Annotated in this window: 10 protein-coding genes; 3 read left to right on the top strand and 7 right to left on the bottom strand. The window is 53.3% G+C overall.

Annotation, left to right across the window (positions count from 1 at the left end; translation table 11 throughout):
• Positions 1 to 9: 9 nt before the first annotated feature.
• Positions 10 to 948 carry a 1-phosphofructokinase gene (gene fruK / locus N0B36_RS08475; protein ID WP_003834544.1) on the bottom strand — a complete coding sequence of 313 codons (939 nt, stop codon included), beginning with the start codon at positions 946 to 948 and terminating at the stop codon, positions 10 to 12.
• Positions 948 to 2,078 carry a fused PTS fructose transporter subunit IIA/HPr protein gene (gene fruB, locus N0B36_RS08480; protein WP_016156988.1) on the bottom strand — a complete coding sequence of 377 codons (1,131 nt, stop codon included), beginning with the start codon at positions 2,076 to 2,078 and terminating at the stop codon, positions 948 to 950. The genes fruK and fruB overlap by 1 nt, the downstream gene beginning before the upstream one ends.
• Positions 2,079 to 2,446: 368 nt before the next feature.
• Here fruB and setB point away from each other — a divergent pair, with 368 nt between their 5' ends.
• The gene (gene setB, locus N0B36_RS08485) at positions 2,447 to 3,628 is read left to right on the top strand and encodes a sugar efflux transporter SetB (RefSeq protein WP_016153738.1); all 1,182 of its coding nucleotides are present in this window, start codon (positions 2,447 to 2,449) and stop codon (positions 3,626 to 3,628) included.
• On the opposite strand, the gene N0B36_RS08490 is transcribed toward setB, so the two are convergent.
• Entirely contained in the window at positions 3,625 to 3,879 is a 255-nt protein-coding gene (locus N0B36_RS08490; protein ID WP_016153739.1) for a YkgJ family cysteine cluster protein, read from the bottom strand. The genes setB and N0B36_RS08490 overlap by 4 nt on opposite strands.
• A 157-nt stretch (positions 3,880 to 4,036) precedes the next feature.
• Here N0B36_RS08490 and yeiP point away from each other — a divergent pair, with 157 nt between their 5' ends.
• The gene (yeiP, locus tag N0B36_RS08495) at positions 4,037 to 4,609 is read left to right on the top strand and encodes an elongation factor P-like protein YeiP (RefSeq protein ID WP_016153740.1); all 573 of its coding nucleotides are present in this window, start codon (positions 4,037 to 4,039) and stop codon (positions 4,607 to 4,609) included.
• 56 nt (positions 4,610 to 4,665) lie between these two features.
• Here yeiP and torD read toward each other — a convergent pair whose 3' ends face one another.
• Genes torD through torC form a run of 3 tightly spaced genes read right to left on the bottom strand, consistent with a single transcriptional unit; the run spans position 4,666 to position 8,929 of the window.
• The gene (torD, locus tag N0B36_RS08500; protein WP_047500967.1) at positions 4,666 to 5,298 is read right to left on the bottom strand and encodes a molecular chaperone TorD; all 633 of its coding nucleotides are present in this window, start codon (positions 5,296 to 5,298) and stop codon (positions 4,666 to 4,668) included.
• Positions 5,288 to 7,786 (bottom strand): trimethylamine-N-oxide reductase TorA, encoded by a 2,499-nt coding sequence (gene torA, locus N0B36_RS08505; protein ID WP_259687085.1) that lies wholly within the window; start codon positions 7,784 to 7,786, stop codon positions 5,288 to 5,290. The genes torD and torA overlap by 11 nt, the downstream gene beginning before the upstream one ends.
• Positions 7,787 to 7,789: 3 nt before the next feature.
• Positions 7,790 to 8,929 (bottom strand): pentaheme c-type cytochrome TorC, encoded by a 1,140-nt coding sequence (gene torC, locus N0B36_RS08510; protein WP_235116890.1) that lies wholly within the window; start codon positions 8,927 to 8,929, stop codon positions 7,790 to 7,792.
• Between the two features lie 165 nt (positions 8,930 to 9,094).
• On the opposite strand from torC, the gene N0B36_RS08515 reads away from it, so the two are divergent.
• Positions 9,095 to 10,567, top strand: coding sequence for a PLP-dependent aminotransferase family protein (locus tag N0B36_RS08515; protein ID WP_259687088.1), 1,473 nt, complete (start codon positions 9,095 to 9,097; stop codon positions 10,565 to 10,567).
• A gap of 45 nt (positions 10,568 to 10,612) precedes the next feature.
• On the opposite strand, the gene uxuA is transcribed toward N0B36_RS08515, so the two are convergent.
• Complete coding sequence (uxuA, locus tag N0B36_RS08520; RefSeq protein WP_200080085.1) at positions 10,613 to 11,803, bottom strand: mannonate dehydratase; 1,191 nt, start codon at positions 11,801 to 11,803, stop codon at positions 10,613 to 10,615.
• Positions 11,804 to 11,954 lie beyond the last annotated feature (151 nt).

Here is an 11,954-nt window from a genome sequence, read left to right on the forward strand (position 1 = left end):
CTCCTGCTGTCAGTTAAACGGTTTTAAGTCGACACGCGCCATCATTGCGGCCAACTGAGGACGATCGGTAATGCCCACATTGCTTTGGCTTACCGCCAGGGCGGCAACAGCGGTTGCCAGACGCAGGGTGTGTTCACTGGATTCACGCATCAGCAGGCCGTAAATCAGGCCACCAACCATTGAATCACCCGCGCCTACGGTGCTTACCACCTCGACTGACGGCGGTTTAGCAATCCACTCACCCGAAGCGTTAACCCACAGCGCACCTTCCGCGCCAAGTGAAATCACCACGTGAGCAATACCCTGCTCGCGCAACGCATGTGCAGCTTCAATCACATCTTTCATTTCTGGCAGCTTACGGCCTGCCCAGATTTCCAGTTCACGACGGTTTGGTTTCACCAGCCACGGTGCCGCTTTCAGACCGGCCACTAATGCTTCACGACTACTATCAAAGATAATGCAAGGACACTGACTGCGCAGGCGCGTCATCCAGTCGGTGAATGCTTCCGGGCTAACGCCGGTCGGCAAACTGCCGCTGACGCACACCATGTCGAACTGGCCCAGCCAGCTCAGCGAGTCATTCACAAAGCGTTCCCAGTCAGCCGGGGTGACTTCAAAGCCGGAGAAATTGAAATCGGACACTTCGCCGTCTTTTTCGGTCAGCTTGACGTTGATACGCGTACGCCCCTGTACAACCTGAAAACGGTTGGCGATACCCAGCTCGCTGAACAACTGCTGAAAACCATCCTGGTTGTCTTTACCGAGGAAACCGCCCACCGTTACATCGATACCTAAATCTTTCAGAACCTTAGCGACGTTAATCCCTTTCCCTGCCGCATGCAGACCGGTCGTTTTAACCAGGTTCACTTCACCGCGTTCAATTTCCGGGCAGAAACCCACCAGATCGTAGGCTGGGTTAAGGGTGATAGTAGCAACACGTCTGCTCATTACGCGCCCTCCCCAAGACCCGCCGCGATGGCTTCGCCAATCGCTTTCAGCGCCTGTTCAGCATCTTCACCCTGGGCGGTAAAGCGCAGGTGATGTCCTTTCTTCACGCCTAATGCCACAACTTTCATCAGACTGCGTCCATTCGCCGGCTTGCCGGTTCCATCAAGATTTGTCACGGTAATTTCACTGTTAAATTGTTTAATCGTATTCACCAGCATGGTGCCCGGGCGGGCGTGTAAACCATGCTCATTGCGCACTATAAATTCGGCGCTCAGTACATCATCAGTTAAGGCATCATCGCTGGTCAGCAGCGCCAGCACCGTTGCCGCATCGGCTTTCAACAAACGGTCAGCTTTATTATTCAGCAGCAGATCGCCAAGGCGCTTCAGCACCGCAACCGGTTGTTCGTCATTCATGGCGACGGTCACCAGCAGGGCTGCCGCTTCACCTTGTACATCGAACGCTGTTGCTGCGCGGCTGACCGCAACGGCGCTGCGCACATTGCCTTCAGCACAGTCATTCAGCCAGATCCCCTGACCGAGATTCATCGGTTGCTCATTAATGGCTCTGGCCACAAAGGTGGCGTCAACCGCGCCGACCTCTTTCAGCCGTGCGGCGTTGAGCGCCTGCAGCGTGACCAGCGAGTTGGCAACGACGTCCAGCGACAGCGTTTCGTTATCAAGCTTCAGCTGTTCGCTTTGCTTTTCCCCCATCAGCAACGCGCGCAACTCTTCCGCCGTGGTCGCAGATTTCAGCTGTTCAGCGACGGAGTCATCGCTCAGCACATGCGTCAGCTGACGCAGTAAACCGAGGTGCTCATCAGAGCTGGCGGCGATGCCGATTGCCACATAAGCAACCTGCCCTTCACCCCAGATCACACCCTGCGGAAACTGAAACACCTGCACACCGGTTTTCAGCACCCGATCGCGCGTGTCCGTCGTACCGTGAGGAATAGCAATACCGTTGCCGAGGAACGTGGACGTCTGTTGTTCACGCGCCAGCATGCCATCGACGTAGCCTTCCGCTACGTTACCTGCCAGCACTAAGGCAGCGGCAACCTGGCGAATAGCCTCTTCTTTATTCCCGGCCTGTTCGCCCGGGTGAATATCCTGAACAGATAACTGGAACATGGTTCTCCTCTCCCGCTGATTTGAAACGATTCAGCTAACATGAGAAAAAAGGCGTCACCTGACTCCATCAGTTATGGCAAGATGACGCTGAAACGTTTCAAGAAGTCTTGCTCTTTTTTCTTCAGCACACAAGTAAAGTTGACAAATTACTTGCTGAATTTAGAGATAACGCACATTTTTTCCGCGGAGGAGAAAAAATTGCTGACGCAAAAACGGCGTCAGCTTGTCAGATTCAGCAGCGTCAGCAAGCAGCATTCTCTGACTGAAATGCTATTTTGATTTTTGATGCCGATTTTGATTTAGCTCCCTGTTTATTTTCTGACAAGCAGCGTAAACTCCGCGTCTCTTCACATTATTGATATCAAAACATGCACAACACCCCCGTAGCCGCCACACCCAAGGCGTTTGATTTAACGTCTTCGGCGTTCCTGCTTGTCGCATTTCTGACGGGTATCGCCGGTGCGTTGCAGACGCCAACGCTCAGCCTTTTTCTGACGGATGAAGTCCATGCCCGTCCCGGCATGGTCGGGTTCTTTTTTACCGGTAGCGCCGTGATCGGCATTTTGGTGAGTCAGTTTCTGGCCGGACGTTCGGATAAAAAAGGCGATCGCAAAAACCTGATTGTGTTTTGCTGCGTGCTGGGGATGTTGGCCTGCGTGCTGTTCGCCTGGAACCGTAACTATTTTATTCTGCTGTTTGTCGGGGTATTCCTCAGCAGTTTTGGTTCGACCGCCAACCCGCAAATGTTTGCTCTCGCCCGCGAGCACGCCGACCGTACGGGTCGGGAAGCCGTCATGTTCAGTTCAATATTACGTGCGCAGGTTTCGCTGGCCTGGGTGATTGGCCCGCCGCTGGCCTACGCGCTCGCCATGGGGTTTAGCTTTACGGTGATGTACCTCAGCGCGGCGGTGGCGTTTGTTGTCTGCGGCGTAATGGTCTGGCTGTTCTTACCCTCGATGAGTAAAAACGTGCCTCTCGCGACAGGCGCGGTAGAAGCCCCGCGCCGCAATCGACGCGACACGCTGCTACTGTTTGTTATCTGCACATTAATGTGGGGGACCAACAGTCTCTATATCATTAATATGCCGTTGTTTATTATCAACGAGCTGCATCTGCCGGAAAAGCTGGCGGGCATCATGATGGGAACTGCCGCGGGGTTGGAAATCCCAACCATGTTGATTGCCGGATACTTCGCGAAGCGTCTGGGCAAACGCCTGTTGATGAGAATCGCCGTTGTCGCCGGATTTTTCTTTTATGCCGGCATGCTGTTGGCCCACTCTCCGGCGATATTGCTTGGCTTACAGCTGCTGAACGCGATTTACATCGGCATCCTCGGCGGGATTGGCATGCTCTATTTCCAGGATCTTATGCCGGGACAAGCGGGTTCAGCCACAACTCTCTATACAAATACCATTCGCGTGGGCTGGATTATTGCCGGATCGTTGGCGGGTATTGCCGCTGAAATCTGGAACTATCACGCGGTATTCTGGTTTGCGTTGGTGATGATCGTCGCCACCGTCGCGTGTCTGACGCGCATCAAAGACGTTTAAGGTGCGGTCAGCGCCTCAAGCTCGATGAGATAGACCATGGCCTGGTGCGTCGTCTGTCCGCACATTTCCGCACTGGGCTGTAAACCGGCGCACACTTTTGGCCGCAGAGGCGAAGCAAAAATTTTACAACGCAGGGATTCATCCAGCTGAACGCATGGTGTATTAGCGGGCTTGCCATCAGGCATGCCGGGGATGGGACTGGAAATTGAAGGCGCGGTGCAACATGCACCACAATCCGGACGGCATTCCATACAGTACTCTCTTTATCGTAAACCATCGGATTGTGCAGGAAGCGCACAGTAACACCTTTTTTGCACCAGCAAAAGCATCAATTCCGCTTGCCTGAATGCCCCGGCGCGAGTAGTTTTACGCGATATTTTAGACACTCCTCATTACAGGATTTTTTCGATGCCAAGAGCGAACGAAATTAAAAAAGGTATGGTACTGAATTACAACGGCAAACTGCTGATTGTAAAAGATATTGATATTCAATCACCAACCGCACGTGGCGCCGCCACGCTGTACAAAATGCGTTTTTCTGATGTTCGTACCGGTCTGAAAGTTGAAGAGCGCTTCAAAGGCGATGACATCGTTGATACCGTCACCCTGAGCCGTCGTGGCGTTGATTTCTCCTATGTCGATGGCAACGAATACGTCTTCATGGATAAAGAAGACTATACCCCGTATACCTTCACCAAAGACCAGATCGAAGAAGAATTGCTGTTCATCCCGGAAGGCGGAATGCCGGATATGCAGGTACTGACCTGGGACGGCCAACTGCTGGCGCTTGAACTGCCGCAAACGGTAGACCTGGAAATCGTTGAAACGGCACCAGGCATTAAAGGCGCGTCAGCAAGTGCGCGTAACAAACCAGCGACCATGAGCACCGGTCTGGTTATCCTGGTTCCTGAATATCTGAGCGCCGGTGAGAAAATTCGCATTCACATCGAAGAGCGCCGCTATATGGGCCGCGCAGACTAATTTTTCTGCTGCGACAGCGGTGAAAAGGGACAGCATTTGCTGTCCCTTTGTTATTTTCAGCCCTGGCTGCTGAGGTAAAAATCATCCACCAACAGAGATTCCAGATACAGCTCATCCTCACGCATAAAATGCGTTATGACGTTAACCGCCTGAGGATAAACCCCCTCTTCGTCCCGCTGTAAACAACTTTCCCGTAGCAGGGGTGCCCAGCACATAATGTGATGATGCAAAAAGTAATATTGCGCCGATAACGTCTCCTTTTTGGTAACCATTCTCGCCATCAGTGCCAGCTGTACAGCAATATGGTCGGCAGGCTCGTTGTCCTGCGGGGTCAGCCCATACTCGACTAACAGCACATTCATTTCCTTGCGTTCTTCAGGCGCGGTCGTATGCGGATAATGCCCCGCATAAGGTGAAACACCGCCAGGAGGTGCCAGCAAAAACAACGAGGCATAGTCCGCCGCCAGCTCCAGCTGTCGGCTTTCCCGGCACAGCGCCCGAACGAGACTACGTTCCAGGTTTTTGACATCAACGGATAACCCAGGGATAGCCGTCAACGACGCCAGCCACTTTCGGCTTTCCCCACTTTCCAGGCGGATGAGTTGCTCCTCGTCCAGCTCGCGGAACAGCAGTTGCGAAAACCACTGGTACACCGCCGCCCGCTGTCGATGAATATGATTATGCTGCACTTGCCCCCTCCTCTTTCACAACCTCCGGCCCGCCAAAGCCCGTGACCTGCGGAGCATTCTCCTGGTACCGCTCCACCTCGACCAGCACCGTATGCGCTGAAGGCCCCTGCGCCAGTTGCGATGTACCGATATCCGCACTCAGCACATTCGGATCGCCATAAGTGCATAATGTGCCCGCTTTCCCGCCTTCCTGCGGCGAATACCACGCGCCTTCATGAATCCGGACGACGCCAGGCGCGTAATCCGGACTGATCACCACCCCGGCCAGCACCTGGCCTCTGGCGTTAAACACGCGCGCAATATCCCCGGCTTTCAGGCCACGTGCGCGGGCATCCGACTCGCTCATGTACAGCGGCTCTCTTCCTGCCACCGCATAGGTGTTACGAAACGCCTCGCTTGAGCACAACTGGGAGTGCAGACGTTTATCCGGATGGCAGGACTGCAGATGCAGCGGATATTTATCTGTTTTGCTGCTATGGGTACGCTCAAAGGGTTCCATCCACACCGGATGCCCCGGGCAGTCCTCGTAGGCAAAGCCCGCGATGGTTTTGCTGTAAATTTCAATCAGACCAGAGGGTGTTCCTAACGGATTGATATCCGGCTGTTCGCGAAATTCTCCATGACGCACCCACGGCTTCCCGGCAGGATATTCAATGTATCCTTCGCCCTGCCAGAAACTCTCGAAGTTCGGCATACTCACGCCAAGGGACGCTCCCGTTTTCGCGCCCTCATCATAAATGGCTTTTATCCACTGCATTTCATCCCGCTTTTCGCGGTATGTCTCTTCCTGACCAAAGCGTTTGCACAGACCGGCAAAGACATCAAAGTCATGTCGCGCTTCAAACTGCGGTTTAACCACCTGATGTATCGCCATCAGCCCTTTATTCGAGTGTGTACCGAACTGCTCAATGTCATTACGCTCAAAGCGCGTGGTCACCGGCAGGACGATATCGGCAAAACGACAGGATGCTGTCCACTGATGATCCAGAACGACCACGGTTTCCAGCTTCTTCCACGCCTCGATCATGCGGTTACGATCCTGCTGCGCATGGAACGGATTGGCGGCGCTGAAAATCGCCATTTTGATATCAGGGAAAGTTAATGTTTCACCGTTGAAAGCGATCTTTTTGCCTGGCGCCAGCAGACAATCAATCATTCGCGAGGTAGGAATATGCTCTGAAGCGCCGCGGAAATCCGCTTTGTATTTCGCGGCCGGGGGATTGTTGATGCTCCCGAGGCCGGACAGGACAGGACCGGCAGAAGTGACCGTCCCGCCGCCGTTATAGTGCCAGCCAAACCCTACTCCACCGCCCGGCAAGCCAATTTGGCCAACCATGCTGGCCAGCACCACCAGCATCCACGGATACTGCTCGCCATGGTGCATACGCTGCACGCACCAGCCGCCCATAAACTGTGTCCGGCCTTTGACCAGCAGGCGGGCGAAGTCGCGGATCTGCTCCGCCGTCAGACCGCAGATTTCCGCCGCCCATTCGGCGTTTTTCGGCTGCTTGTCGCTTTCCCCAAGCAGATACGGCAAGAACTGTTCAAAGCCCACGGTATAATCGTTAATGAACGCCGCGTCATACAGTTTTTCTTCGTACAGGGTATGCGCCAGCGCCAGCAATAACGCGACATCCGTTTGCGGTCGCAGCGCCAGCTGCTCACAGCCAAGATAGTTTTGCGACTTGCTACGCACCGGATCAACGCTGATAACGCGCATCTTACCCTGCGCAACCGCTTCTTTAATCTGCTGCCAATAGCCAAACGCATCGTGATCGGGAACCAGGAACTCGATCTGCAGATTCTTGATAGGATCGCAGCCCCACAGCACGATGGTTTGGGTATTTTCGATAACCAGCGGGAGTGACGTTTGCTGCTCGTAAACTTCCAGCGAACCAATCACATGCGGCAAAATGACCTGCGCTGCGGCTGCCGAGTAGTCGCCGACGGTCGTTACATAGCTACCGTGCAAGCTGAGTCCCCGATCCATCGCGCCGCCGGCCTTATGATATTTGCCAACAATTTGCCAGTCCGCCAGCCCGGTAAAGACGCCAGAGGATCCGTAGGTCTTTTGTACCCGCTCCAGCTCTTCATAGAACAGATCCAACGCCTGATCCCAGCTCACACGGACAAAGCGATTATCGCCGCGCTGGTTGCGATCTGACTTTTCACGCTTGCGCAGCCAGTCCAGCCGCACCATCGGGTAGCGCACGCGCGAAGGGTTGTAGACCACTTCACGCACCGCATTGAGCATATCGCAGGGGTATTTGTCATGTTTGAAGGGGCGGGTATCAACCCATTCACCGTTCACGACTTTGGCTTCAAAAGCGCCAAAGTGCGAGCCAGACTGGATCCATTGCTCCGGGTTTTCACCCGCTGCCCAGACCTTTGAGATCAGTGGATTTGGCCCTAAAGCGCTGACGGCACCGACTGCCAGCATTCCACTTAAAAACCGTCGACGTGACGGATTAAAATCATGAATATCCATAAATTATCCTTTTGAATTGTTAGGTTGAGGTATATCGCTGGCGTGAGTCTGGAGATATTTCAACAACGTACGGTCTTCCACCGGATTAAGCCGGTAGTAGGTGGACATGGATTTCAGTCCGGCGATCCAGCCATTCGCGGAATAACGGGTCGGCGGCGGTGTGCTGTGGCAAGCGCTACAGGTGGATTGCAACATCTGATCGGCGTATTGCCAGAGGGGGTCAATATTGTCGGTAAACCCCTCCGCCGAACTCCAGGCTGTCACGCTTACCTGCTGCCACTCCTGATGCGACTCCGGATCAACCTGAGTTTGCTCAACCTTCACGTTGCTCATCAGCGAGGCATCTAATACGGCAGCAAAAACGCGTTTACCCATATACTGGGTAATCACCCGTCCCCGTCCTTTGCTTTCCCGCCAGCCGGTCAGCTCTATCTGAACGTTTTTTCCTTCTTTTTTCAGCACACGCACTTGCGTTGCCGGGTACAGCATGGCTTTACCTGCCGGGCTCTCTGCTGTCGCAGTCAGTGATTTTTCGCCTAACGAATACAGCGTCGTCGCCGTGGGTAACTGCTCTCCCTGACGCTGCAGCTGCTGGTAACGATCGCGAAAACCGCTGCTCATATCGGGTTTGTGATGGGCAATGCCTTTGTGACAATCGATACAGTTACTGTCTTTTGCCGCCGCCGCGGTCATTTGCGCCGCTGCATTTGCCGATTGCTTGCCGTGATCCATCGCCTCATAGCTATGGCAGGATTTACACGCCGCTGAATTATTCGCGCTCATGCGCGCCCATTCTCGCTGGGCCAATTCCGCCCGCTTTGCGGCAAATTTTTCCGGGGTATCGATCGAAGGAGAGATAAAGGTGTGGTAGAGGTCGTTTAAGGCTTGCGTTTTACGAACCAGCGTTGGGACGATGCCTGGCGGAATATGACAATCCTTACACTCCGCACGCACACCTGAAGCATTACGAAAATGCACGCTGGTTTTATACTCCTCGCCAGATGTGCGCATCGAGTGACACGATAAACAAAACTCGTTAGAACTGGTGTAATGAACACCTTGCCACGTTCCCCAAATAGCCAGGGCCATTGCTACCGCCCCGGCGAATGCGCACCATAGTGCGTTTTTTCTTATCCACGACATGCTTGCCTCCATTTTTTTAATAGCGACACGCTAAGGGATAATAAAAATCAAAAATAGAGACAGCGAAGGCAGATTATAGGAACAGCATCCACTCTATGAGGTTCGTCAAATAGTAAAGAGCAGAAGTCCGTAATATAATCACCATCTATAAATAAGGAATTTATCATGCTCAAACTGACTCTCGATAGAGAAAGCCGGACTCCGCTGCAGTTGCAGATATTTCAATTTTATTTACAGGCCATTCAGCGGGGTGATTTGCTGTGTGGAGATAAACTCCCCTCTATTCGCGAGCAGGCTCAGGCATTGAACATTGCCAAAATAACGGTAGTGATGGCCTATGATAAGCTGATGGCGGCTGGATTAATTAAGAGCCGACACGGCATTGGCTATGAGGTGATATTCACCACGCCTGTACGTGTAACCCCAGCGCATGTGTCCGTACCCCAGGGCTCTCCGCCAGTAACACCAAAAGCGGCCGGGGTCTCTACCGATGTTTACGCAGAGCCTGGGCGGGAGTTCTACTGCCGGATGGGCGTCCCCGATCCCAATGCTTTTCCCTGGGCAAGCTGGCGAAAATGGAATAACGCGCCAAGCGTACTTAAAGAGCAATTGTTTACCCGATATCATTCATCAAATGGATTATTTTCACTGCGTGAGCAACTAGCCAGGTACCTTAATTTATCTCGCGGCATTAATACCCGGGCGGAGAACATCATCATTACCAATGGGATTCAGGAAGGATTGTCGCTGCTCAGTCAAATATTTATTGTTCATCATGCCGTCAGTCAGCAAAAAAAGTGCCACGTTGTGGCCGAATCCCCTTGCTATTCTGGCGCATGGCATCTGTTTAATTATTACGGTGCAGACATTACGTCAATTGCTGTAGATAACCACGGGCTGCAAACAGATAAATTACCCGAATATGAAACCCAGCTTTGCTATGTGACTCCGGCTCACCAGTATCCAATGGGAAGCGTCCTTTCGCTGGAGCGCCGTCAGTCATTATTGACGTGGGCGCAGCGCGTCGGCGCTTATATCCTTGAAGACGACTACGATGCTGTTTTTACTTATGGCGAGAACCCCCTTCCTGCCCTGAAAGCTATGGATTATCACAACCGGGTTATCTACATGGGGACATTTTCCAAAACGCTGGGGCCGGGAACGCGTCTTGGCTATCTCATTTGTCCTGATGAACTGCTCCCGGCAGTAAAGAATATGAAAGCGCTCAACAACAACGGCAGTCAGTGGCTATTGCAGCAATTTTTAGCCGAATTAATGCAAAATCAGGTGTTTTATTCGCACATCAGCAAGCTGGCCTGCAACTATGCGGCGCGCCTCAATCTGTTACGTGATGGCCTTTCTGTTCTGTTTCCGTCAGGGAAAATCGCTGGCGCAACGGCGGGTCTGCACCTCTCGTTACGCGTTGACAGACACCCAGATATGATAGCCAGGCTGCAACAGCGCTGCCTGCTGGCAGGGATCCGCTTTGACACTCTGCCAGATATAGAAAATGGCTCAGGAGCCGCATGGCGTCGGGAGAACAGCGATGCTGTTATGTTTTTCGGGTTTGGCGGATTGCAGATACAGCAGATCAAAAAGGTGCTGTCGGTACTGGAGCAGGCGCTAGCGCAGCCTTGATGAATTTCAGGGATCGCGCCTGCGGCACAATCCCTGTTGTTAACCTTACAGCAGATCGCGGAACTGCGTTTGTTTTAACGCCAGTTCAACGCCGCGAACTTCCGCCAGCCCTTTCAGGCGACCAATCGCGGAGTAGCCTGGGTTGGTTTTCTTGTGCAGGTCGTCAAGCATCTGGTGTCCGTGATCCGGACGCATCGGGATAGGACGCAAATCGCCCGCCTTTTTACGGCGCTGTTCTTCGCTCAGGATGGCAGCAACCACCGATACCATATCCACATCGCCTTGCAGGTGCGCACCTTCGTGGAAGGTTTTCGGGTTATCTTCACGGCAGGTGGAGCGCAAATGCGTGAAGTGGATTCGATCGCCAAAGGTTTCGATCATTTTCACCAGATCGTTATCGGCGCGCACGCCGTAGGAACCGGTGCACATGGTGAAACCGTTATTGATGCTGTCGACGGTTTCTTTCAGCCACTGCATATCTTCGATAGTCGAAACAATGCGCGGCAGGCCGAGGATCGGACGCGGCGGATCGTCAGGGTGGACAGCCAGACGCACGCCGACTTCTTCCGCCACAGGCACAATCGCCCGCAGGAATACCGCCATATTATCGCGCAGATCGTCTTTGCTGATGCCGTCATATTCAGCGAGGCGCGCACGGAACTGATCCAGCGTATAGCCCTCTTCCGCACCGGGCAGGCCGGCAATGATATTGCGGGTCAGCTTTTCGATATCGGCATCGCTCATAGCATTGAAGTAATTCAGCGCCTGGCGTTGTTCTTCTGCGGTGTAATCCGCTGCGGCGCCAGGGCGCTGAAGAATATGCAGTTCGAAGGCTGCAAAAGCAATCTGGTCAAAACGTAGCGCTTTGGAGCCGTCCGACAGCTGATATTCGAGATCGGTACGTGTCCAGTCGAGGATCGGCATGAAGTTATAGCACACGGTATCGATGCCGCAGGTCGCCAGATTACGGATACTCTGCTGATAATTGGCAATCCACGTTTGGTACTGGCCTGAACGCGTTTTGATATCTTCGTGGACAGGAATACTTTCCACCACCGACCAGGTCAGCCCTTTTTCAGCCAGAATAGCCTGACGCTGTTGAATCTCTTCTACCGGCCACACTTCACCGTTGGGAATGTGGTGCAAGGCGGTCACAACACCCGTTGCGCCAGCCTGACGCACATCATCAAGCGATACCGGATCGTTAGGTCCGTACCAACGCCAGGTTTGTTCCATTGTTTCACCCCACAAGTTGTTATACCAAATTAAACTACCTGAATGACGACTACCATACAGCCATCCCGGAGATGTTCAACAGATGGCCTATCATTGATTGATCCAGCTCACATTCCCCGGATAAATGAGGCACACCAATTCAATTTGCTGT

Source organism: Citrobacter sp. XY323, assembly GCF_025106035.1.
Classification (GTDB): Bacteria; Pseudomonadota; Gammaproteobacteria; order Enterobacterales; family Enterobacteriaceae; genus Citrobacter; species Citrobacter braakii.

What these genes read in the sequence shown, in the direction of transcription:
- N0B36_RS08490 (WP_016153739.1), bottom strand. Translation starts at nt 3,879, where the DNA reads ATGGAATGCCGTCCGGATTGTGGTGCATGTTGCACCGCGCCTTCAATT.
- yeiP (WP_016153740.1), top strand. Translation starts at nt 4,037, where the DNA reads ATGCCAAGAGCGAACGAAATTAAAAAAGGTATGGTACTGAATTACAAC.
- fruK (WP_003834544.1), bottom strand. Translation starts at nt 948, where the DNA reads ATGAGCAGACGTGTTGCTACTATCACCCTTAACCCAGCCTACGATCTG.
- torA (WP_259687085.1), bottom strand. Translation starts at nt 7,786, where the DNA reads ATGGATATTCATGATTTTAATCCGTCACGTCGACGGTTTTTAAGTGGA.
- setB (WP_016153738.1), top strand. Translation starts at nt 2,447, where the DNA reads ATGCACAACACCCCCGTAGCCGCCACACCCAAGGCGTTTGATTTAACG.
- N0B36_RS08515 (WP_259687088.1), top strand. Translation starts at nt 9,095, where the DNA reads ATGCTCAAACTGACTCTCGATAGAGAAAGCCGGACTCCGCTGCAGTTG.
- fruB (WP_016156988.1), bottom strand. Translation starts at nt 2,078, where the DNA reads ATGTTCCAGTTATCTGTTCAGGATATTCACCCGGGCGAACAGGCCGGG.
- torC (WP_235116890.1), bottom strand. Translation starts at nt 8,929, where the DNA reads ATGTCGTGGATAAGAAAAAACGCACTATGGTGCGCATTCGCCGGGGCG.
- uxuA (WP_200080085.1), bottom strand. Translation starts at nt 11,803, where the DNA reads ATGGAACAAACCTGGCGTTGGTACGGACCTAACGATCCGGTATCGCTT.